The organism is Micromonospora sp. NPDC049175, from assembly GCF_043197345.1.
GTDB lineage: Bacteria > Actinomycetota > Actinomycetes > Mycobacteriales > Micromonosporaceae > Micromonospora.
Genome location: NZ_JBICSY010000007.1, coordinates 105,861 through 129,069 on the forward strand (window position 1 = coordinate 105,861; position 23,209 = coordinate 129,069).

Genomic DNA, 23,209 nt, shown 5'->3' on the forward strand with positions numbered 1-23,209 from the left:
TCCCGCGTCAGCCGACGATCACGACGCCGCGTGGCGACCCGGCCGTCCGGGGGATCACCAGGCCACCCGACGAGCTTCCGGACCCGCCACCGACCGGGCGCAGCGGCGACGACGAGCCCTTCGGCACCCCGTACGGCCCGCCGTACACCTGTGCCGGTCCCGGGCACGGCAACGGGTACCCGCAGGACGGCGCCTCCGCCCGCTGCTCCAGCCAGCCAGACACGACCCCGATGCCCGACTTGCCGGGACGCCCCGAATGCCCCTTGCTCGGCCCGGACTTCCTGGGCGACGAGGCGCCGCTCGCGCTGTTCGACGCCGCACCCGCCCAGACCCCACCCGCCGACGTCCCGCCCGCGCTCTTCGCCGGGTGGGCCAGTGTCGCCGCCAGCGACAGACCGCCACCAGCGGTGGAGGAGCCGGTCGATTCCACCTCGTCCGCCGGTTGCCACTCCACCGGACGCGGCGAGATGCACTGGTCCCAGCCACGGCAGGGACGCTCGGCCAGGACGTACGCGCTCTGACTCGGACTGCGCTGCTGGCAGGCGACGGCCGGCCCGGGGTTGTCGTACGAGCAGCCGTAGACCGGCGACTTCGACGCGTCCCGGGTGGAGTTCGGGGTGTAGACCTCGTGGATCATCTCCCAGCCGAGGTCACCGTTCGGGTCGACAGTGCCGCTGCACATCGACCCGAAGTTGGCGCAGGCCCACGGGTCGTAGAGGCCGTCCGCGGCCGGCGCCGGAATGCCCCGGTAGACCTTCAACCCGTTGGCGTCGCTGAACGAGACCGGGTTGCCACTGGCGTACGAGTAGCCCTGCACCTGCTGGGGGTCGTCGTGGTCCACGATCGGGTCGCCCGAGACGAACCCGCCGGTGTCCGGGTCGTACTCCCGAGCGCCGAGGTGGGTGAGACCGGTCGGGTCACCGCTCCCGCCGACGAAGTCCCGCTCGCCGGGCCAGGCGGCCGAGCCCACGCCGCGCTGTCCACCGAACGGCAGCCGGTAGCGCCGGGTGACGCCCAGGTCGTCGGCGTCGACGCTGACCCCGGCCGTGCCGTGCAGGTCGGTCACCAGCCAACTCAGCTCCGCGCCGACGCGCACCGCCACCGGGTCGCCGCCGAACCGGTAGTACCGGGTGCCGGTCACCGAGCCGGTCCCGGACGCGCGTAGTTCGGTGTCGCCCAGGTACAGCGTCGTACCGCCCGCGTCCCGGCGCAGCAACCGGGTGCCGTCGGCGTCGTACACGTAGCTGGTGCCGCCGGCCTCCGTCGTGACCGACCCGAGGTGGCCTTCGGCATCCCAGTCGAGCTGCTGGGAGGTGCCGTCGACGCGACGACTCGTCTGGTTGCCACTCGCGTCGTACCCGTAGGTGTCGGTCCCGGATACGCCGGGGCCGCTGCTGGTCACCGACCGCAGGGTGTGCGGCTGGGCCGTCCCGGCGGCCGGGTGGTCGAACGTGCGGGTGACGTCCCCGCCGGCGAGGTGTCGCACCTCGGCCCGGCGGTTCCCGGTCGGGTCGTAGCCGTACGAGTGCCAGTACGGCGCCGCGCCGCCGAGACCGCTCACCGCGGGTGTGGCGCAGCCACCGGTCGGCGTCCAGGCGTCGGTGAGCCGACGCAGGTGGTCGTAGCCGAAACACTGGGTGTCCGCCGCGCTTCCGTCGTCCGGTGCGTCCACGACGGATCGGACGTTGCCGGCGGCATCGTAGGTGTAGCCGAGCGCGGTCACCCGAGAGGTCGACTCGTCCTCCACGGTCGTCGACGTGCCGGTCAGCCGCCCGCTCGCGGCGTCCCACTGCTGTGCCTGCCAGAGCTGCCGGCCGGATTCACCGGAGGTCCGCGAGATCGGTCGACCGACGCCGTCCCTGATGGTCGCCAGGACGTAGCGCCCGGCGCCGCTGGTCATGGTCGTCGGCAGGCCGAGCCCGTCGAAGCCGTAGGCGAGGGTTTCCGCCGGCAGGCCGCCACCACCGAAGATCGTGGTGGACGTGACCTGGTCGGTCTCGTCGTACTGGTAGCCGGTCGCGTAGGTGCCGCCCAAGCCGGTCTCCGCCGCCGGGATCGTCACCGCGGTCCCGGTACGCCGACCACGCACGTCGTAGCCGGTCACCGCGCTCACGTACGCGTTCGCCCCGACGTGGCGGGTGGAGGAGGCGAGCAGCCCCCTGCCGTTGGGCGCGGTGTCGTACGCCCACCCGGCGAGCCGGGTCGCACCCTCGTCGGTGCTCGTCCGCCGCCCGAGCGCGTCGTAGGTGTGGCTGAGTGTGCGCCCCCGGGCGTCCGTCGTGGAGAGCACGTGCCCCTCGGCGTCGAACGTCCGCGTCGTCGCGCCGGTGTCGGGCGTCTCGGCCCGGACCTGGCGGCCACGCATGTCGTACGCGTACCGCCAGGTGTTGCCGGCCGGGTCGACCACGGTGGCCAACTGCCCACCCCGGGTGTAGCCGTACCGGGTGGCGTCGTAGTCACCGCTCGGCGTGTCACCCACGTACTGCCGGCGCTCCACCACCCGGCCGGCCGCGTCCGCCAGGGTCATCGTCGCGGTGCCACCCTCGGGCGGGTCCACCGCCGTCCAGTTGCCGCCGTACGTGGTGCTGGTGCGCCACTTCTCCACGCCCCGGGACAGGAGGATCTCCGCCGTCGGCCGGCCCGCCCCGTCGTACACGGTGCGGGTCTGCGACTCGGCCGCGCTGTCGGGCAGGCCGAGCAGCGTGGTGCCGGGCGACCCGCTGCGGTCGTACTGCGGTCCGGATCTGCGGTCCACCCGGCCCACCGGGTCGTACTGGACGTCGGTGAGCACCCGCCCACCTGCTGGCGAGGGGTTCTGGGTCTGCCGCAGCCGCAGCAGCCCGTCGTACAGCTCGTAGCTGGTCCGGTAACCACCGCCGGCCAGCAGGCTGCGCGTGGTCACCGCCGCGCCGCTGGACCGCAGCAGGTACTCGTAGCGCAGGTTTGCCGGATCCGTCGTGGCCCGGCCGGGCAGCCAGACCGAGGTCGCCCGGCCAAGTGCGTCGTACGCCCGGCTGGTCCGACCGCCGTTGGCGTCCACCTCCGCGGTGACCGCCCCGCGCAGCGGCTCCAGGGTCGTCGTGGTGGTGTGGCCGAGCGGGTTGGTCCGGACCAACTGGGTGACCGGGCCACCCACGGCCGGGGTGTAGGAGATGCCGGTCCGGTTGTCGCGGGCGTCGAACTCCTCGATCGGCCGTCCGTGCTGGTCCGTGACGACCCGGGACAGGGTCTGGTAGACCGGCGCCCCGGAGGCCCAGGTCGCAGCCTCCTCCGTGCGGGTCAGGTCACCCTTCGTCGGCGCGGTGCCCCAGGCGTTCTGGTCGTAGTGGTAGCGCTGGTCGGAGATGAGGTCAGCGGGGTACGAGACGGCACCGCCGCACCGCACGCCGACCTTCTGCACCCGGGAGACCTTGTCCACGATCCAGTCCGTGGTGTTGCGGGCATAGGTGTACGTGGTGCAGGTGTCGTCCCCGTCGAGCGACACGTCGCCCTGGTCGTCGACCTCGGTCAGCGTGCCGTGGTCCGGCTCGTGCGTGTAGACCACCTTGGTCCGGCGTACCCCACCGTCGGCCAGCGCGGTGTAGGTCTCCTCGGCCCGCTCGGCGACCAGGTGCGACTCCAGCGGCGTACTCGTCGGCCGGTCGCGGCTCGCGGTCTCCCTGAGCTGCGTCGGCTCGGAGATCACCGTGGACACCCACCCGCCGCCCGCTCCCCGGTAGGTGGTCGTCTCGCGGGCGAAGCCGCGCCAGTAGGCCCGGTCGGGAATGCTGCCACCGCGGGAGTCGACCACCGACGCGGTACGGGTTCCGCCGGCCGTCCGGTCGCCGTCCAGGCCGCGCAGGAACAGGTGCTCGGTCACCGTACGCAGATCAGGCGCCCCGGCCGCCGGTGGGGCTCCGGTCAGCACCCGCACCCGCTGGTAGCCGCGCCACTGCCCCCAACTCTTGCGGCTGGCGGGCACCAACTCGGCGTCGTCGTACGCCCAGGCGGCCTCCCCGGCGCCGAGGTACTGGTACTGGGTGATCCGGTCCGGTCCGGTCGTCGCGTCGTCCTCGACGACCTGGGTGACAGCGGTCTTGACGAACCAGTCCGGGACGAGCGACCCGCCGTCCGGCGTCCACTTCACCGGGAAACATCTTGTCGTGTTGGTGTCCGGGACGGGCAGCGCGGAACGGTCACACGGCTCCCGGCCGTAGGAGACCGCGATCCGGCCGCCCGTCTCGTTGGTGATCGTCGTGATCCGCCACTTGTTCATGGGCGAGATGTTCTCCAGCCCGTCGACCCGGTTGGCCGACCGCGCGCCGCCGAACGTCACTGCGGGCAGGCTGGTGTTGCCGCCCACCTGCCCGGTGCGGACGACGGACTGCAACCACAGCCCCGGGCTGGTGCCGTCGCCGGTGTCCAGGTAGCCGTGGGTGAGCGTCCAGGAGTCGGCGTTCTGGTAGGCGCCGCCGACGCGCACCTGTGCGGTCACCGTCGCCAGCCGCCTGGTGCTCCAGAAGGTCGGCGTGGTGATCGCGCAGGACGTCGCCGAGCAGGCGGTGTCCCACGGCACGTCCGGCCAGTTCTGCGGCTGGGCCTGGGTGCAGGTGGTGCCCGGCAGGCACCGGTCGGCCGCGGTGAGCACCACCCGCGCTCCGGCGGGGGCGCTGGATCCGGCACGCAGCCCGTACTCGATGCGCGCGAGGTTGCCGCCCCGGACGTACGCGGTCGGGGTGGTGTCGTTGCGCGCGTAGTAGTTGATCTCCTGGTCGTAGTGGTAGGCCACCGCGTCACCGTGCCGGTCGAGCACGTAGTCGAGATTCCAGCGGTACGCCTGCTGGCACCACGATGTCGCGAACGTCGACTGGTGGCAGGGCTCACCCGTCCCGTTGCCGAAGACCGGAACGGTGAACGCCGAGTTCGCCGCCGTGGCCCGGCCGAAGAAATACTGTGTCCCGTCCGGCGCGATCACCCGCCAGTGCTCGCCGTTGTCGTCGCCGTTGGACGCCCCGGTCAGCAGGGTGACCTGCCAGCCCCGGTCGTCGGCGAGGTGCCAGTTCTTGTTGTCGGTCGCCGCCGTCTCCGGCACCAGCTCACCAGCGGCGAGGCCGGGCAGCACCAGCGTGGCGTTGGGGGCCTCCCAGCACAGGTCGCCACCGCTGCCCGTCCCGCCGTCGTCGCGGCAGGCCCGGTACGACCGTTCGACGAACCCGCTGGGCAGGTCGAAGCCCTCGCCGACCCAGGACGGTTGGTTGTTCGTCGCCACCACCCGGCCGTCCACGCTGCCGGAGGAATAGGCCAGGGAGACCTCCGGCGCACGGCCGGGCATGGGCGGCAGCGCCATCGGGTACGACCAGTTGAAGTCGCCGGACTGGAGCCCCACCTGCCAGGTGGCCGAGGGGGCGAGCGACGTCGGCTGGAAGGTGCCCGCACTGCCGCCCGGCGCGGCGGCCACGGCGTACAACCCGTCGCTCACCTTCGCCCGCACCCGCCCGGTGACCGCGTCGTTGGTGCTGGCCACCGGCGTGGGCGCGCAGTTGCCCGCGGTGGAATTGGCGGTGGTCAGTGCGCACTCCGGCAATCGGAGCAGCCGCAGCCGTGAGCCGTAGTCACCGCCGTAGGCGTGCCGGAAGCCCGAGTAGTCGACCTCCACCGACGCCGGGCCGACGGGATCGCCGACGTGTGCCAGCCGCAGCAGCACCCCCCGTACGCCGGCCGCGGCGGCGGCGCTGCGGTCCAGCACCTCGACTCGGACTGTCGCCTCCGCCCGAGCACCGGACACCCGGGCTGTCGACGGACCGGCGGCATCCGGGTGGCCCACCCGGATCGGCAGGTCACCGGCCCGCTGCCAGGACGGTGTGGCGTCCGACTTGGCAGCCGCCGCGCTCACCGCGGGCAACCGCACGTCGGCGGTGCCCGCGGCGGGCCAACTGACCGCCGGCGCCTTTCGCAGTGTGCTGGCGGCGCTGGGATCAGCGGCCGGCACGGGTGCCGGACGGGCCGCCGAGAGCGCCGGGCCGGACGGTATCGAGGGTGATGTCGGGGCTGCGGCGCGGGCGGCCAGCGCCGACCCGCTCCACAGCGACGACGCGACCAGCGCTACTGCCACCCCCGTGGCCATCATGGACAGATATCTGCGAGGTACGCGCATTTCAACCTCCGCTAAACCCGCTGCCAGTTGTTTGCGAAACATGATCAGTCGTCACCGAAGAAGTAGTCGGAAGCACCTTCGAACACCTTGCCCGCGGCGATGCCCACGAACATTCCGACCGCCACCCCGCAGATGGCGCAGAAGACGGCTGCCACCCCTCCCGTGAGTGCGCCCGCCACGACTGACACCACACCGACGGCCGCGTGCAGAGCGACAGTCTTCGCCGACTTTCCCTGCCCCACGTCGATGGCGACACCGAGAGCCACGTTCGCCGCGCCGGACGCATTACTGAGGGCAAACTTGCCAACTTTTCCGTACTGGCCGACCGTCTGCCACGCGTAGTTGCCGCCCTTGCTGTTCTGCCAGTCGATCACCTTGCGACCCTTGCCGCCGCCGCTGCCCTCCCAGATGCCAGCAGCCGCACCGTCTATGGACGCGCCCAGGATGTCCTTCGGCGTGATCTCGAGAGCCCCCTTCGGTTTGCCCTTGGCCGCGGGTGTCTTGGCCTTGGCCGCCTTACCGGCGGGACCACAGCCGTTATGGCCGGCGCAGCCACTTTCCTTTCTCGTCTTGGCCGACAGCGCCTTGTCCGCGAGGTATTTCTTCTTCATGGCGGCGGCCTTCTCTTTCCACTGCTGCGCCTGAATCTTGCGCGCCTTTGCCGCCGCTTTCTTGTCCGCCAGATACTTCCGTTTCATCGCGGCGGCGTACTCCTTGGCCTGCTGCGCCTGGATCTTCCGCGCCCTCGCCGCCGCCTTCTGTTCGGCCAGGTACTTCTTCCGGAGCGCGTCCGCGCGGGCCTTCCACTGCGCGGCCTGGATCTGTCGCGCCTTCGCCGCCGCCGCGGCAGCGCTCGACTTCTTTGCCGCCGTCGGCTGGGTGAACGTGGTGCACTTCTCGTTCGCGCAGGCGCGCAGGCCGTCGGCGTCGGCGTAGGTCGCCGGGCTGTTGTTGGCGTACGCGTACCCGTGCATCTGCTGCGGGTCCTCGTCGTCGATGACGGGATCGACGGAGAGGAACCGGCCCGTTGTCGGGTCGTACTCGCGGGCGCCCAGGTGCACCAGGCCGGTGGGATCCGCCGACCCGCCCACGAAGCTGCGCTGACCGGGCCAGGTGGTCGGCTTCGCTCCCCGGGCCTCACCGAACGGCAGCGAGTAGCGGCGGGTGACGGCGAGGGTGTCCGCCCGGATGGCGGTGTCGGCGGTGCCGTGGTGGTCGGAGACGAGCCAGCTCAACCCGTCCGAGCCGGTGCCGGTACGCACCGCGAACGTGCCGTCGCCCTGGGTGTAGTACCGGGTCGCGTTGACCAGCCCGCTGCCCGCCTCCCGGCGCAGTTCCGTGCTCCCGAGGTAGACGGTGGTGCCGGTCCGGTCCCGGCTGACGATGCGGTTGCCCTCCGCGTCGTACAGGTATTCGGTGGTGGTGCCGTTCTCGGTCACCGACACCAGGTGACCCTCGGCGTCCCAGTCGAGGGTCTGCGTCTTGCCGCCGACGGTACGACCCGTGGTGTTGCCGTCGCTGTCGTAGCCGAAGGTGTCGGTACTCGAGCCGCCCGGGCCGGTCGTGGCGACCGACCGCAGCGTGTGCGGCTGGGCCGAGCCGGCATCCGGATAGCCGTAGGCGCGGGTGGTGTCACCGGCGGCGGCGTGTTGCACCTCGCCGAGCCGGTTGCCCACCCTGTCGTAGCGGTACGAGTGCCAGTACGGGGCCGGCCCGCCGAGCGCCGCGGTCGCCGGGGCGGCCGCGCAGTCGCCCGACGCCGGCGTCCACGCCTCGGTCAGCCGGCGCAGGTAGTCGGCGCGGAAGCACTGGGTGTCGGCGGTGACCCCGTCGGGGGCGTCGGTGACGGAGAGCAGGTTGCCCGCCGGGTCCCAGGTGTAGCTACGGGCGCTGACCTGCGAATCGTCGTCGGTTTCCCGGATCACCGAACTGCGGACCAGCCGTCGGGTCACGTCGTCGCGCTGGTACGACTGCCAGATCTGGCTGCCTGCCGCCCCGAGGGTCACCGAGGACACGTCGCCGAACCTGTCGTAGGAGGTGCCGGCGACGTACTGGGCCAGCCCGGAGAGCGTGCTGGGCAGGTCGGAGGAGGCGTCGTAGCCCTGGGTCAGGGTCTCCGCGCCGAGCCCGCCGGCCGCCGGCAACGTGGTCTTGGCGATCCGGCCGGACGGGTCGTACTCGATTGTCGTGTCGTAGTTGCCGCCGAGCCCGGTCTCGCTCGCCGGGACGGTGACCCGGGTGCCGGTAGGCATCCCGTTCGTGGCCAGGTAGCCGAGCACCTCGCTGCTGTAGACGTCGGTGCCGACGAACCGCTTCGCGGCGACCGGCATTCCCTTGCCGCCGGGCAGTGAGTCGTACGTCCATTCGCTCAGCTTCGTGCCGGTGGCGGACCCCTCGCGGACTGTGGTCCGACGGTCGAGGGCGTCGTAGGTGTTGACAAGGGTCCGGCCGCGGGAGTCGGTGCTGGAGACCAGCCGGTCGCCGTCGTCGTAGGTGAAGGTGTTCGTCCCGGTGTCCGGGTCCTCGGCACGGATCTTGCGGTCCCGCAGGTCGTAGCCGTACCGCCAGGTGTTGCCGGCCGGGTCGGTGACCGTGGCCTGCTCCCCCGACCTGGTGTAGGTGTAGCGGGTCGCGTCGTAGGCGCCGGTCGGTCCGGTGCCGGAGTACTGGCGCAGCTCGACCGTCTGCCCGTCGGCGTCGAAGATCTCCATGGTCGGGGTCTCCCCGTCGGGCGGGTCGATCGCCGTCCAGTTGCCGCCGTAGGTGGTGGTGGTCCGCCACTTCTCGGCGCCACGCGACACCAGGATCTCCGCCGTCTGCCGACCCGAGCCGTCGTACAGGTAGCGGGTCTGCGCGGCCAGGTTCGCATCCACGGGCGGGGAGACGAGTGTCGTGCTCGGCGCCGTGCTGTTCCAGTACGCCGGGTTGGTCTTCACCACCTCGCCACGACTGTTGTAGAAGGTGTCGGTGACGAGCCGGCCTCCCGCGGCCGAGGGGGTCTGCGTCTGGCGGGGTCGCAGGAAGCCGTCCATGATGCTGTGGCTGTCCCGGTACGCGCCGTTGGGTCGTAGCGTGCTGGTGGTCACCGCACTGGCGCCGTTGCTGCGGATCAGGTAGGCGAACTTCGCGTGCGGGCTGTCGCCGGCGGACCTGGACCGGCCCGGGGCCCAGGCGGCGACGACCCGACCCAGCGGGTCGTAGCTCAGCTCGGTACGCCGGCCGTTCGCGTCCACTGTGGTCGTCGCGTCGCCGAGCAGCGGGTCGAGGGTGACAGTACTCGCGTGCCCGAGCGCGTTGGTGGTGGTCACCCTGGTGACCGGGCCGCCGACGTCCGGCGTGAAGGTGACCTGGTCGGTGTTGCCGAGCGAGTCGGTCACCGTGATCGGGCGGCCGTGCTTGTCCAGCTTCACGCTGCCGCCGCTGACGTACACCGGGCCGTTCGACCAGGAGGCGAGCTCCTCGACCGCGGTGACGTCCCCGGTGGTCGGCGGCGCTCCCCAGGTCGAGCTGTCGTCGTAGTAGTAGCGCTGGTCGGAGAGCAGGTCCCCGGGGTAGGACGGTTCCACGCCGCACCGCACCCCGACGGTGCGGACCCGGGACTCCGCATCGATGATCCAGGCGTCCCGGTTGCTGGTGTAGGTGTAGTCGGTGCAGGTGTCGTCGGCGTCGGTGGTGACGTCTCCGAGGTCGTTGGTCTCCCGCAAGGTCCCGTTGGGGTCGAACTTCTGGACCGACTCCGTGACGCGTTGCGTGCCGTCGGCCAACGCGACGTAGGCCCGCTGGGACAGCTCCTCGACCAGGTACGCCTTGAGCTGGGTGCCGTCGCGGCGGTCCCGGGTCGCCGTCGTGGCCAGCATCGTGGGCTCCGAGATCGTCCGTTCGGTCCAGGCCCCGCTGGCACCGTTGTACTCGGTCACCTCCCGGGCGAAGCCACGCCAGTACGCCTCGTCCACCCTCTTCTGCCCGGTCGAGTCGGTCACCTCGACCGCACGGGTGCCGGTGGTGGTCCGGTCGCCGTGCATGCCCCGCAGGAACAGGTGCTCCGTACGGGTCTGCTCGCCGCCGTTGGGGTCACCGCTGCGCACCACCACCCGCTGGAAGCCACGCCACTGCCCCCAGGTGCGAAACCGGTCCGGGGTCAGTTCCGTGTCGTCGTGGTGCCAGGCCGCATCGCCGACGTACTCGTACTGGGTGATCTCGTCCGGGTTCTCGACCAACCGGTCGTCCTCGACGACCTGACTGACCACGAACTTCCGGAACCAGTCGAGCTGTGGATCGACCGCGCCCGACCGCCCCCAGAACGCCGGGAAGCACGTCCTGGCGTTCTGGTCCGGGGCCGGCAACGCCGACCGGGTGCAGGGCACCTCGGTGTAGCTGACCCTGACCTGACCGCCGGTCTCGTTGGTGACTCCCACGAGGCGCCACTTGTTCATCGGGGCGTCGCCGTTGTCGTCGGCGGTGTCGACCCGGTTGGCCCTGCGCTCGCCGGTGAAGGTCATCGGCGGCAGGCTCGCCGTACCGCCGACGTGCCCGGTTCGCACGATCGAGTCGAGCCACAGTGCGGCGGTGGTGATGTCACCGGTGGCCGGGAAGGAGTGCGTGAGCGTCCACGACTCCACGTCCTGGTAGCTGCCACCCGAGCGGACCTGGGTGGTGACCTTGGCCAGCCGCTTGCTGATCCAGAACGTCGGCGAGATGACCTGGCAGGGCGTGCCGGCACAGGCCCGGTCCCACGGCGTGTCCGGCCAGTTCTGTGGTTGCGCCTGGGTGCAGGTGGTGCCCGGGACGCAGCGGTCCGCGACGGAGAACACCACCCGCGCCGACGCGGGCGCGGCGGAGTCGGTCCGCAGGCCATATTCGATCCGGTCCAGGTAACCCCCCCGGGTGTACGGCGTGGGAGTGGCGCCGCCGCGGGCGTAGTTGTTCGTCTCCCGCTGGTAGAAGTACGCCATCGCGTCGCCGTGCCGGTCCACGACGTAGTCGAGGTTCCACCGGTACGCCTGCTGGCACCACGACGCCGCGAACGTCGCCTGGTGACACGGCTCGTTCTTGCCGCCCACCACGTTGTTGCCGTAGACCGGCACGGTCCAGGTGGAGTTCGCCGCCGGGGCACGGCCGAAGAAGTACTGCGTGCCGTCCGGCGAGGTCAGTCTCCAGTGCTCACCGTCGTTGTCGCCGTTGCTCGCGTGCTCGTCGGTCAACCGCTCGATGCGCCAGCCCTCGTCGTGCTCGGCGTGCCACTTCCCCGAGGTGTCGTCGAGGACCAGCTCACCGCTCATCCCGGGCAGCGACACCGTGGCGTTGTCGGACCGCCAGCACAGCTCCTCCGAGCCGGCCTGCCCGTCCTCCTTGCACGCCACGTAGGACCGCTCGATGAACCCACCCTGGAGGTCGAAACCTTCCCCCGCCCAGGACGGCTGATTGTTCGTGGAGGCGGTACGCCCGTCCACGGCGCCGGAGGAGTAGCCCAGCCCGATGCCGGGCGTCAGACCCGGCACCTCGGGTGCGCTCATCGGGTACTGCCAGCCGAAGTCGCCCGACTCCAACCCGACGGACCAGGCGGCCGACGGCGCGAGCGAGGTCGGTTGGAAGCTCCCCGAGCTGCCGCCGGACGCGGCGGTGACGGCGAACAGACCGGCGTCGACCCGCGCGCCGACCCGCGCGTTGCGGGTGTCGTTGCGGGAGGGGACGGGTTCACCCCTGGCGCATCCGGCAACCTCGGGGGTGGACAGCACGCACTCGGGCAGTCGCACCACGCCGAGCCGGGCGGCCCAGTCGCCGCCGTACGCGTTGCGGAACCCGGAATAGTCGAACTCCACGTCCAGCGGCGCGACCGCGGCCGCGCGGGCGTCCGCGGTCACGCCGCCCGACGCCAGCCGCACCAGGACACCGGGTAGTCCGGCCCGACGCGCGACAGCGTGGTCCAGCACCTCCACCCGTACCCGACTGGCGGTGGTGTCGGCGCGCTGCGTCGCCGCGCCGCGCTGCCCGGCCACCCAGACCGGCAGGCTCCCCACCCGGGCCGGCGCCACACCCGCCCCTGGCCGGTCGACCTCGACGGCACCCGGCGCGGGCCAGGTCACCGCGGGTGACGACCGCACGGCCGCGACGTCCTCCGGGCCGGGCCGCGCGGCGGCCCAGGTCGGTGCCGCCCGCAGCGGCACCGACGCGGGCGCCGCCTGCGCCCCCCGAGGCCCGGCCCGGTTCGGACCCGCGTACGCGGGTGCGACGCCGCACCCGGAATTGACCAGGACGACGGCCGTGAACGCGGCCGTCGTGGCGAACAAGAATCGGATCCCCCGTGCAGCCGTCATTCGCGTCTCCCCGATGTCAACCAGCCGCCGCCCGCGCCCGCTCGACGCGAGATCGCAGCGTGGCATCCGGGATCTCACAGACCGCTCACAGCGACCTGACAGCCAAGCTCGCGGGATGACCGAGGTTCGGGAGCCGTGCCGGGAGCGGGGCTCTCGGGCCAACGGGTACGCCGGTGCCCGGCTTAGAATTTCGTCGATGCAGGAGGACGTCGTTTCCGTGGCCGTGCTGGGGCCGCTGCGGGTCAGCATGGGCAGCAGCACGGTTGCGCTCCCCGGCCCGGGGCCGCGCATGTTGCTCGGCGTGCTGGCCTTGTCGCCGAACCAGCCGGTGAGTCCGAACCAGCTCGTCGAGCTGATCTGGGGCCCGGACCGGGGCAGTCAGGCCGCACTGCACACGAGCGTCTACCGGCTCCGCGCCTGGCTACGCGACCGGTTCGCCGACCGCGTCACGTTGGAGCGGGCCGATGACGGCTATCTCCTGCGCACCCCGCGCTGCGATGTGGACACCGCGGCATTTCGCGACCTGGTCGTCCACGGCGCGGCGGGCACCGAGAGCGAGCGGATAGCCGCCCTGGACCGCGCCCTGGACCTGTGGCGAGGCCCGGTCCTCGGCTCGGCGGCGAGCTGGCTGCACAACGCACCGATGGTGGTCGCCCTGGAACGCGAGCGGCGGGCCGCCGCGCGCGACCTGGCCGACCTCTGCCTGCGGGTGGGCGACCCCTCGGTGGCGGTACGACACCTGCAACGCCTCGTCGACGCCCACCCGTTCGACGAGCCACTGCACGCGCTGCTGATCCGCGCGCTCGGCGCGAACGGCGCGGTGGCCGACGCCCTCCGCCTCTACGACCAGCTCCGCGCCCGGCTGGCCACCGAGCTGGGCATCGACCCGAGTCAGGAGCTTCAGGGCCTATACCAGCAACTACTCGGCATCGACGCGACACCGGCCGCCAGCGGGCTGGGCGGGCCGGAGCTGACCCACCCGACACCGCGCCAGCTCCCCGCACCACCACCCGAGTTCACCGGGCGCGACGAGGAGGTGGCGGCGCTCTGCGCGGCGTTGCTCGACCGCCGCAACGACCACCCGCCACTGGTCGCCGTGGACGGAGTGGCCGGGGTCGGAAAATCCGCCCTCGCTCTGCACGTGGCCAGCCGGGTCGCCAGTTCGTTCCCGGACGGTCAGCTCTACATCAACCTCCAGGGCGCGAGCGTCGGGGTGCCGTCCCTGGAGCCGTCCGCGATCGTCGGTCGCTGGCTGCGGCAGCTCGGCGTCGCGGGCAGTGCGGTGCCCGCGCAGTTTGAGGACGCGACCGCGCTGTGGCGCTCACTGCTGGCCGGCAAGCGGCTTCTGCTGCTGTTCGACGATGCCGTGTCCCCGGAGCAGATCCGGGCCCTGCTGCCGTCGGGGCCCGGTTGTGCCACGTTTGTCACCAGCAGATCGGTGCTGTCGACACTCGACTGCACGCGTTTCGTTCGGCTACGACCGCTGACCACCGAGGACGCGGTCACTCTGCTCAGCCGACTGGTGGGCGAGCAGCGGGTGTTGGACGAACCGGCCGCCACCGACATGGTCGTCAACCTGTGCGAGCACCTTCCGCTGCTCCTGCGGATCGTGAGCGCCCGGCTGATAGCCCGCCCGTCCTGGACGATCCAGGCGATCGCCGACCGCCTCGGCCAGGAACAACGCCGCCTGGACGAGCTGCAGGTCGACAACCTGAGCATGCGCGCCAGCCTGGCGGTCGGCCTGCGGGGCGCTGGCAGCGACGCGACACGCGGGTTCCCGTTCCTCGGCCTGCTCGGCGTACCCGAATTCGACCTCGCTCTCGCCGCGGCACTCGCCGGGAGCACGCTCACCGCCACCGAGGCCGCCATCGAGCGGCTCGTCGACGCCCGCCTGGTCGACTCGCCGGCGCCGAATCGTTTCCGGATGCACGACGTGATCCGCCTCTACGCCCGCGAGCAGGCCGAGCGTCACGTCACCGACGCCGATCGGCGGGCTGCCCTCAGTCGCGCGTTGGCCCATTACCTCTCGGTCGCCGAGCAGGCCAGGTGCCTTCTCGATCCGAACGAACCCGCAGACCTCCAGGTCGACCCGGCTCCCACCCACCCTGCGGGGTTCAGCCTGCCCGACCAGGAGGCCGCCACGGAGTGGATCGACGCCAACGCACCGCACCTGCCCGATGTCATGGCGAGCCTGGCGGCCCGGCCGGAACTCACCGCCAGCGCCGCCCGCCTCGCCCTCCTGGCCTACCCGGCCCTCGCGATCCGCGACCACTGGCCCGAGATGATCCGCCTCGACCGGATCGCGATTCGGGCCGCGGAAACCTCGGGCCAGCTGGAGGTGGAGGCGTTGGCGCGGAACCACCTCGGCATGGCGTACGGGCAGACCAACCAACTCGACGAAAGCCTTGCTGAGTTCCGCACCGCCCTGGAGTTGTGGGAAGGGCTCAACGACCAGCACCACACGGCCAAGGTGCTCAACAACCTCGGCATCCTCACCCGGATGCGAGGTGACCTGGCCGAGTCCGTGCGCTGCCACGAGCGGTGCATCGCCCTGTTCAATGTTCTCGGCGACCGTAACCACGAGGCACGCGCCCTACAGAATCTCGCCGTGGTCGAGCGCCGTCTCGGTCGACACACCAACGCGGTTGCCGCCTGCGAGCAGGCGATCGAGATCTTCCGCTCCCTGGGTGACGACTACCGCTTGGGCCTCACGCTGGGCGCGCTCGCGGATTGCGTCCGGCTGATCGGGCGTCCCGGTGACTCGGTCGCCATCTTCCAGGAGGGCCTGCTCGTCCTGCGGCGGTGCGGCAATCGCTTCGGGGAGGCCGAGCAGTTGTGGGGGCTCGGTCTTGCGCTGGACGCCCTGGGTGATCGTCTCCAGGCCCGGTCGCACTGGCAGTCGGCTCTCGAAGTCCTCCGCGACTGCGGGTACGTCGACGACGACGAGATTCAGGCGATCATGGCGGAGCCGACGCCGAGGCCGCCGGCTGCCATCCGCAACAGCACGTAGCTCTGCTGAGCGGCGGCCCTACCCGACTACGAGCAAGGGCCCGGTTCCAGAAGTTTCTGGAACCGGGCCCTTGCCGGTGTGGTAGCGGGGACAGGATTTGAACCTGCGACCTCTGGGTTATGAGCCCAGCGAGCTACCGAGCTGCTCCACCCCGCGTCGACTGGTTAACCCTAACCCATGCCGTTCGGCGATGATCAGCGGGGTCACCGCTGACGCCAGCGAGCGGACATTCGCTCGACTTTCCGAGCAGCGGCGGACGTCGGGAAAGTCGAAAGCCCGCCTCCGGCGAACCGGAAACGGGCTTTCGATGTATCTCGTAGCGGGGACAGGATTTGAACCTGCGACCTCTGGGTTATGAGCCCAGCGAGCTACCGAGCTGCTCCACCCCGCGTCGGCTCGCTAACCGTAGCGCACCACCCCCGCGCCCCGCAAAACGACATCCGAATCCGCCGGATCGCGGTCCGGCGCCGGTCAGTCGAGCCAGGCCTCGATGGCGGCGACCGCGCGGCGGCTGTCCGTGTCGACCTGCGTCCGCGAGCTGGACCCGGTTCCCGAGCCCTTCTCCCAGAGAATTGTCACCACGTCGCCCACCCGGATGGCCCGGACCAGCCGGACCTCCTCCCCACCGATCGGGTCGCCGTTCATGTCCTGAGCCGGCTTCCGCAGCTCGAACAGCACCGACTCGTCGCCGTACCCGGTGTCGCCCAGTAGCCGCTGCCGACTCAACACCTGCGGGACCTGGAAGGGCAGTTGCGGCTGCTCGGGGCAGTCGCGCACCGCCTGCCGCAGCTCCTCCAGCACGACTGTGGCTCGCCCGGACCCGTAGACCGTGATGGATTGCGTGTAGGTGCCGTCCGGGCCGTTTCCCTGGGGCGTTTTCGGCAGCTTGTAGACCAGCGACCGGCTTCGCCGGTGCAGGATCGGTTCGCTCGGGATGCGGGCGCCGCACAGGCCCGGCAACGCGGCCAGATCCCGGTCCTCCGGCGCTACGCCGGTCTGGTTGGCAGGTGCGAGCGTGAAGAACGCCCGATCCGGAATGCCACCAGCAATACGTCCCGGAGACGCGGGGGTCGTACCCGGAGGTCGGCCGGACGTGGTCGGCGACGGCGGGCCGGCACTGACACTCGGCGTGGGGATCGTCGGCGTGTCGGCCGGCGGGCCGACGGGCGCCGGCGGCGGCATGGCCACCACCTGGGTGCCGATCACCACACCGCCCGCCAGCATCGCCACGGCGAGGGCGCCCCCGACCGCACGCAGCCGGGCCCTCCGGTCCGCCCGCCGCCGCAGTTCGCCGGGAACGCCCACCTCGCCAGCGTCGGCGTCGGCGGCGAGGTGCTGGTACCAGTCGGAAAGTTCACGCGACATCGTTGGCCTCCACGTTCACGCTTGCGAGATCGGGCAGCAACGCGGCGAGCCGGGACCGGCCCCGGGAAAGCCAGGACTTCACCGTGCCGGCGGGCACGCCGACCTCGTGGGCGATCTCCTCCACCGACATGTCGAACAGGTAGTGCAGAGCCAACGCCTGCCGCTGGTTCGCCGGCACCTGGCGCAGGGCCTGGAGCAGCAGCACGCTGTCCTCGGTGGGCGGTCCCACCGCCGGTGGGGGGCCCGCCAACCGCAACGCGCCGCGCAGGGAACGCAGCCGCCGCCAGCGGTCGGTCGCCAACCGGGACACCACAAGCCGCAGCCACGCCTCCGGCGCGGGATGCCCCGCCAGCCGCCCCCAGTGCCGCCAGGCCCGGGCGTACGCCTCCTGCACCAGGTCCTGCGCCTCACCGTGGTCACCGGCGACCGCACAGCCGTACCTCGCCATCCGCCGCGCGGTGCTGCGGTAGAAGTCATCGAAGCTCTGCGCGTCACGCACGACTGTTCCCCCTCGTTCCACCCCGTCGACTTGAGGACGGCCGGACGGTGTCGCCGGTTGCGGTCCGGCCCAACCTTTCGGCGCGACCACAGCCGGGCAGCCGGCGGAACGACGGCGGAGCCCCCGTCGCCAGGACCGGGATGGTCCGACGACGGGGGCTCCGAGAGGCGCTCCGGGCGAGTGCGGTCAGCCGCCCGCGCTCGGGCTGCCACTCGGCGACGGCGGGGCGCTGCCACTGGGTGCTCCGGCGGCCTGCTGCGCCTGCTGGAACGCGGTAAGCGCCTCGTCGAGCGTCTTGAGCGCGCGGCCGTACCGCTCGAAGTCACCCGAGGTCTGCGCGGCCCGTACCTCGGTGATCGCGGTCTGCACCCGGTCCGCGGCGACGGCCAGGTCACCTGTCGGCGGCGGATTGCTCGGCGTCGGCGTCGGCGTGGCGGTCCCGCTGGGCCCCGGCGTCGGGGTTGTCGGCGTCGTCGGGTTACCCCCGGTCGTCGGGGGCGGCGACGTGCCCTGCCCGGCCTTCTTCCCCTGCTCGACCAGTTGCTTGATGCCGTCGTTGATGTTGTCGGCCAGCGCCACGAAGGAGCCACCGTCGCCGTAGGAGAGCAACACCTTCTGCAACAGCGGGTACGCGTCCTGCTGGTTGCTCTTCACGTAGACCGGCTCGACGTAGAGCATGCCGTCGGCGAAGGGCAGCGAGAGCAGGTTGCCGTACTGCACCTGCGCCTGGTTGCTGGAGAGCAGGTTGAGCTGCTGGCGGATGTTGGCGTTGTTCGTCATCTGCTGGTGCACCTGCACCGGGCCGGAGATCCGGGTCTGATCCGGCAACTCCAGCACCTCCAGCCGGGGCTGCCCGCCGACGTACGACCCGGAGATCAGCGCGGCCAGGTTCTGCCGGCCGTTCGGGGTGACCGCCGCGGTGAGCTGGAACCGGGGGCTCTCCTGCCCGGGGAACTGGGTGAACAGGTAGTACGGGGGCTGCTTCTGACCGCTGTCCGGAGCGTCCGGCACCGTCGGCACCTGCCAGAAGTCCTGTGCGGAGTAGAAGTCGCCCGGGTTCGTCACGTGGAACTTGGTGAGCAGGTTGCGCTGCACCTTGAACATGTCCGCCGGGTAGCGCAGGTGCTCGGTCAGCTCGGCCGGGATGTCCGCCTTCGGCAGCACCAGGTCACCACCGAACGCCTTGTTCCAGGCCTTGAGCACCGGATCGGTGTCGTCGTACTCGTAGAGCTTCACGGTGCCGTCGTACGCGTCGACGGTGGCCTTCACCGAGTTGCGCATGTAGTTGACGTTCTCCCGGGCCAGCTGGAAGGTGCCCCGGTTGGTCAACTCGTCGGTGGTCTCGGTCTGCAGGTTGACCCGCTCGGCGTACGGGTAGGTGGCCGCCGTGGTGTAGCCGTCGACGATCCACTGCACCCGACCGTCGACCACCGCCGGGTACGGGTCGCCGTCCAGCGTGAGGAACGGCGCGACCTTCTCCACCCGGTCCCGCGGGTTACGCACGTAGAGCAGCCGGGAGTCCTTGTTGACCGCCTCGGAGAGCAGGAAGTTGGACTCCTGCTCCTTGATGGCGTACAGCAGCCGCCGGGTGAAGGACCCGATCTTGACGCCGCCCTCGCCGGTGTAGGTGTAGGACTCGCCGCCGCCCTCGCCGACCGGCCTGTCGAACTCGGCCTTCTTGTTCGGGTCGGCCTGACCGACGATCGCGTAGTCGTCGGCCGCCATCCGCTCGCCGTAGTAGATGCGCGGCTGCTTGGCCGGGATCTGCTCGGTCTGCGAGGAGCACGCCTCCTGCGTCTTCTCCCCGAGGAAGCCGGAGACGAAGAACGGCTGCCCACCACAGACCACCTGGTTGGCCGGGGCGGCGACCAGCCCGTACCCGTGGGTGTAGACGGTGTGCCGGTTGATCCAGGTGTTCTGCTGGTCGGTCAGCTCGCCGTAGTTGATCTCCCGGACGCCGACCACGTAGTCGGAGACCTTGCCGTTCACCCCGTACCTGTCGATGTCCAGCTTGGGGCCGAAGTCGTAGAAACCACGCACCTGCTGAAGCTGGGTGTACGTCTCGCTGACCAACTGCGGGTCGAGCAGCCGCACGTTCGACACCACCGAGGTGTCGGTGGCCAGGTTGCCCGGTGGGGTGAGGTTGTTCGCCGCGTACGGGGTCGTCTGGGTGGCCCCCAACCCGAACGCCGCCCGCGTCGCGTCGATGCTGCGCTGGATGTACGGCGCTTCCTTGTCCTTGGCGCTCGGCTTGACCTCGAAGGTCTGCACCGCCCAGGGATAGATGCCGCCGATGGCCACCGCGGACACACCGAGCAGCGCCAGCGAGATCCCCGGCCAGACCAGGTTCCGCATCCAGGCGTTGGAGAACACGACGATCGCGATCGCCACCACGATCGAGATGTAGGCCAGGATCTCCTTCGCCGGCAGCAGCGCGTTGACGTCGGCGTAGCCGGCGCCGTACAACTTGGCGCCCTCGTTGTACTCCAGCAGCATGGCCCGCCGGTCCAGCACGTACGCGATGGCCTTCAACAGCACGAAGACCGCGACCAGGCTGCTCAGGTGCGCGCGGGCCGCGTTGCTCATCCGGTCCCCGACGCCCTGTAGGCGGACCCCGCCGAAGAGGTAGTGCACCGCCAGCGCGCCGATCACGGCCAGCACCACAGCGGTGAAGGCGACCCCGAGCAGGTAACGCCAGAACGGCAACTGGAAGACGTAGAAGCCGATGTCCACCCCGAACTCCGGGTCCTTGACCCCGAAGTCACCGCCGTTGCGGAAGAGCAGCCACTGGGTCCACCGGTTCTGTGCGGAGAGGCCGGCGAAGAGCCCGACCACCGCGGCGGTAAGCGCGATCCAGGTGCCCAGTCGCGGGCTGAGCGCCATCCGATAACGCTCGAGCGTCGCCTGCTCCACCGAGTGCGGACGCAGTCGCGGGCGCAACCGATGGGCCAGCCACAGGTTGCCACCGACGACCACCGCCATGCCGAGACCGACGGCGAGGAAGAGCAACAGTCGGGTCACCAGCACACCTGTGAAGACCTCGGTGTAGCGGACCTCGTCGAACCAGAGCCAGTCCGTCCATGCTTGGACACCCCAGCCGAGCAGGGTGAAGAGCACGAACACCCCGACCAGGACAGCGATGGTGACGCGCCCGCGCCGGCTCATCCTGGGAAGGGGGCTGCTGCTACGCATGACCACTGTTGGCTCCGCACGCTCGATGTGATCGGCTCCGACCAGGCACCCAGAGTACGGGGTGTTCCTGAGCGTGTCGGGGCACGGTCACACCGGTCAGCAACGGGTCGGCTGACCCCCTGCGCGCAACGTCTCCAACGCGGTCATCGCCTCGTCCAGGGAGCCCACCCGCAGCAGCGGCAAACCGGGCTGCGGATTGCGGACGGCCTCGGCGCAGTTGTCCGCCGGCACCAGAAAGACCTTCGCGCCGGCACGCTTCGCGCCGACCAACTTCTGGGCGATCCCGCCGATCGGGCCGACGGTGCCCTCGTCGTCGATGGTGCCGGTGCCGGCGATGATCTGGCCGCCGGTGAGATCGGCCGGGGTCAGCTTGTCGACGATCCCCAGGGCGAACATCAGACCGGCGCTCGGCCCACCGATGTCCCCCAGGTCGATGCCGAGGGTGAACGGGTGCGGCTGCTGCTGATCGATCTCCACACCGATCCGCGGTCGGCCGTCCTGCTCACGACTCGTCACCGTCGCCGTGGCCGGCGCGCCGTCGCGGGTGTAGGCGATCGCCAACGCCGTGCCCGCCGGCTTGGCCCGGACCAGTTCGGTGACCTTCGCGGCCACCGGCACCGGCTGACCGTCGACGGAGGTGATCACGTCGCCGGCCTTCAGCGCCCCGGCCGCCGGACCGTCCCCCGCCACCGTCTTGATCACGACCTGCACCGGGAAGCCCAACTCCCGCAGCGCGGCCGTCTCCGCGCTCGTCTGCGACGCCTTGAAGTCCTCCGCGTTGCGCTGCTCGACCTGCTCGGTCGACTCCCCCGGCGGGTAGACAAGCTCTCGCGGCACCACCGCCTCGTCGTCGGAGAACCAGCCCGCGATCGCCCCCCGCAACCGCACCGTGGGCTGCACCCCCACCGTGGTCAGCCGCAACTGGCCGGCGGAGGTCGAGGTCTCCCGCCCGGAGACCTGGATGACCTCCTTGCCGTCGGCCGTGCCGAGGGTGTTGACCGTCGGACCGGGGCCGAGTACCACGTACGGGATCGGCACCCGCAGCACCCCGATGCTCAGCAGGGCGGTGAACAGGGCACCGAGCAGGACCGTCAGGCCACGACGTCTCATGCCGCAGAGCGTACCGACCGGCCGGACGCCTCCTGTCGGATGCGCCACGCGACTTCGCCCTCAGCGCAACGCCAGCGACGGCGACCTGGGGCGCGGTCCGCGTACCGTAGACGTCGTGCCTGATATTCCGTTCGGTTTCGCGCTCCCGGGTGGGCAACCACCAGACCCCAACGATCCCGCGCAGATGCAGCAGTTCATGTCGCAGTTGCAGCACCTGCTCTCCGCGCCGGGCAGCGGTCCGGTCAACTGGGACCTGGCCCGGCAGGTAGCGGCCAGCCAGCTCGCGGCCGCCGGCGACCCGGCGGTGTCACCGTTCGAGCGCAACGCGGTCGAGGAAGCGCTGCGCCTGGCCGACCTGTGGTTGGAGCCGGCCTCGTCCTGGCCGTCGGGCATCCAGTCACCGGTGGCCTGGAACCGCAACGAGTGGATCTTCAAGACGCTCGACGTGTGGCGCAAGCTCTGCGACCCGGTCGCCAGCCGGATGGTCGGCGCCATGGGCGACCTGGTGCCACCGGAGGCGCGCGCCCAGCTCGGCCCGATGCAGTCGATGGTGGCCACCCTCGGCGGTGCGCTCTTCGGCGGCCAGCTCGGCCAGGCGCTCGGCTCGCTCGCCGCGGAGGTGCTCTCCGCCGGCGACATCGGGCTGCCGCTCGGCCCGGCCGGCACGGCCGCCCTCATCCCGGCCAACATCCGGGCGTACGGCGAGGGCCTGGAACTTCCCGAGGACGAGGTCCGCCTCTACGTGGCGCTGCGCGAGGCCGCCCACCAGCGGCTGTTCCAGCACGTCCCGTGGCTGCGCGGGCATGTGCTCAGCGCGGTCGAGATGTACGCCTCGGGCATCCGCGTCAACCGGGAGGCGATCGAGGAGGCCATGGGCCGGGTCGACCCGACCGACCCGGAGTCGATGCAGGCGATCGCCCTGGAGGGCATCTTCACCCCGGAGGACACTCCGGCACAGAAGGCCTCCCTGGCCCGACTGGAGACCGCACTCGCCCTGGTCGAGGGCTGGGTCTGCCACGTCGTGGACAGCGCCGCCAGCGACCGGCTGCCCAACGTCGTCCGGCTGGGCGAGGCGTTCCGCCGCCGCCGGGCCGCCGGTGGCCCCGCCGAGCAGACCTTCGCCGCACTCGTCGGCCTGGAGCTGCGCCCACGTCGACTCCGCGAGGCCGCCGCACTCTGGGCCGCGCTCACCGAGCACCGCGGCATCGAAGGCCGAGACGCCGTCTGGGGCCACCCGGACCTGCTCCCCTCCGACGACGACTTCGCCGACCCGGTCGCCTTCGCGATGAACGACATGGACCTGAGCGAGCTGGACACCTTCGACTTCACCGCTCCTGGTGGGGCCGAGGAGAAGGCCCCCGGTCAACTGGGCCAGTCAGGTCAGCCCGGTCCGTCCGACGAGACCGACGGCGAGGACGACGCCAAGTCCTGACGTCCACACGACGACGGCTCACCCCGGGATGCCCGCGAGATCGACAGCGGGCACCCGGGTGCCCGGCGCGGGTCTGGTGTCGGGGCAGGCTGACGGCGTCAGGGCAGGCTGACGGTGTCGGGGCAGGCTGACGGTGTCGGGGCAGGCTGACGGT

8 protein-coding genes and 2 tRNA genes are annotated in these 23,209 nt (G+C 71.2%); 2 read left to right on the top strand and 8 right to left on the bottom strand.

The features are described from left to right. Positions 1–7: 7 nt before the first annotated feature. Both ACGFH8_RS26465 and ACGFH8_RS26470 read right to left on the bottom strand, forming a co-directional pair. Positions 8–6,133: an RHS repeat-associated core domain-containing protein gene (locus ACGFH8_RS26465; protein ID WP_393372021.1), complete on the bottom strand. Its 6,126-nt coding sequence runs from the start codon at positions 6,131–6,133 to the stop codon at positions 8–10. A gap of 44 nt (positions 6,134–6,177) precedes the next feature. Then, positions 6,178–12,447, bottom strand: coding sequence for an RHS repeat-associated core domain-containing protein (locus tag ACGFH8_RS26470; protein ID WP_393372024.1), 6,270 nt, complete (start codon positions 12,445–12,447; stop codon positions 6,178–6,180). A 196-nt stretch (positions 12,448–12,643) separates the two neighbouring features. On the opposite strand from ACGFH8_RS26470, the gene ACGFH8_RS26475 reads away from it, so the two are divergent. Beyond that, positions 12,644–15,457, top strand: a complete 2,814-nt coding sequence (locus ACGFH8_RS26475; RefSeq protein WP_393372027.1) for a BTAD domain-containing putative transcriptional regulator — start codon at positions 12,644–12,646, stop codon at positions 15,455–15,457. A 79-nt stretch (positions 15,458–15,536) separates the two neighbouring features. Here ACGFH8_RS26475 and ACGFH8_RS26480 read toward each other — a convergent pair. The 6 genes from ACGFH8_RS26480 to ACGFH8_RS26505 form a co-directional block, all read right to left on the bottom strand. Next, positions 15,537–15,613: transfer RNA gene (locus tag ACGFH8_RS26480), tRNA-Met, on the bottom strand. A 161-nt stretch (positions 15,614–15,774) separates the two neighbouring features. After that, positions 15,775–15,848: transfer RNA gene (locus tag ACGFH8_RS26485), tRNA-Met, on the bottom strand. Positions 15,849–15,928: 80 nt separating this feature from the next. Then, positions 15,929–16,822: a hypothetical protein gene (locus tag ACGFH8_RS26490; RefSeq protein ID WP_393372029.1), complete on the bottom strand. Its 894-nt coding sequence runs from the start codon at positions 16,820–16,822 to the stop codon at positions 15,929–15,931. Continuing rightward, the gene (locus ACGFH8_RS26495) at positions 16,812–17,321 is read right to left on the bottom strand and encodes a SigE family RNA polymerase sigma factor (RefSeq protein WP_393372031.1); all 510 of its coding nucleotides are present in this window, start codon (positions 17,319–17,321) and stop codon (positions 16,812–16,814) included. Before ACGFH8_RS26495 ends, ACGFH8_RS26490 begins: the two co-directional genes overlap by 11 nt. 186 nt (positions 17,322–17,507) lie before the next feature. Beyond that, positions 17,508–20,513: a UPF0182 family protein gene (locus tag ACGFH8_RS26500; RefSeq protein WP_393372034.1), complete on the bottom strand. Its 3,006-nt coding sequence runs from the start codon at positions 20,511–20,513 to the stop codon at positions 17,508–17,510. Positions 20,514–20,609: 96 nt separating this feature from the next. After that, positions 20,610–21,623, bottom strand: a complete 1,014-nt coding sequence (locus ACGFH8_RS26505; RefSeq protein ID WP_393372037.1) for a PDZ domain-containing protein — start codon at positions 21,621–21,623, stop codon at positions 20,610–20,612. 115 nt (positions 21,624–21,738) lie between these two features. On the opposite strand from ACGFH8_RS26505, the gene ACGFH8_RS26510 reads away from it, so the two are divergent. Next, entirely contained in the window at positions 21,739–23,055 is a 1,317-nt protein-coding gene (locus tag ACGFH8_RS26510) for a zinc-dependent metalloprotease (RefSeq protein WP_393372039.1), read from the top strand. Positions 23,056–23,209 lie beyond the last annotated feature (154 nt).

Coding starts and splice junctions, on each gene's coding strand:
- ACGFH8_RS26470 (WP_393372024.1), bottom strand. CDS start 12,447: ATGACGGCTGCACGGGGGATCCGATTCTTGTTCGCCACGACGGCCGCG.
- ACGFH8_RS26475 (WP_393372027.1), top strand. CDS start 12,644: ATGCAGGAGGACGTCGTTTCCGTGGCCGTGCTGGGGCCGCTGCGGGTC.
- ACGFH8_RS26490 (WP_393372029.1), bottom strand. CDS start 16,822: ATGTCGCGTGAACTTTCCGACTGGTACCAGCACCTCGCCGCCGACGCC.
- ACGFH8_RS26465 (WP_393372021.1), bottom strand. CDS start 6,133: ATGCGCGTACCTCGCAGATATCTGTCCATGATGGCCACGGGGGTGGCA.
- ACGFH8_RS26500 (WP_393372034.1), bottom strand. CDS start 20,513: ATGCGTAGCAGCAGCCCCCTTCCCAGGATGAGCCGGCGCGGGCGCGTC.
- ACGFH8_RS26505 (WP_393372037.1), bottom strand. CDS start 21,623: ATGAGACGTCGTGGCCTGACGGTCCTGCTCGGTGCCCTGTTCACCGCC.